This is a genomic window from Streptococcus vicugnae (assembly GCF_016461705.1).
Lineage (GTDB): Bacteria > Bacillota > Bacilli > Lactobacillales > Streptococcaceae > Streptococcus > Streptococcus vicugnae.
On the sequence record NZ_JAEMHW010000013.1, the window covers coordinates 1 to 429 of the forward strand.

The 429-nt window shown below is 30.8% G+C and carries 1 protein-coding gene; it reads right to left on the reverse strand.

The annotated features are described in order from the left end of the window. The coding region (locus JG537_RS09645; protein ID WP_213085512.1) for a hypothetical protein at nucleotides 1-190 on the reverse strand (190 nt) is incomplete at its 3' end. Nucleotides 191-429: the final 239 nt, after the last annotated feature.

Sequence of the window (429 nt, forward strand, 5' to 3'; positions counted from 1 at the left end):
AGAAGGCTACAAAGATAGAACTTGAAATAACAACTAAGCCAAATCCTAGAACTAACTTTTCTAACCAAGTGTCTTCATAGATATAGAGGATATTAACAACAATTCCCAAGAGAAATGCAATTAGCGATAGAGAAAAGAGATAATGGTCATAATCAATTCGTAAAGCTAGATTCTGGCTAGCTAGTCCCATTTTAGTCAGTTTATAGGAAAACGTTAGTGAAATAGAAATCAAATTAAAGCATAGTAGCCAGATAGATTTTTTTCTGAAGTAAACGATACAAAAGACTAAGCTGATGACTAGCAATAGTAAAACGAACATATTCAACCTCAACTTATTATTTTAATTTACTCAATTATAACATATAACAAAAGACTAGCCTAAAAAGGTCAATTTTAGTGCTAGTCTTCTTTTAGTTTTGCTAACTCTTG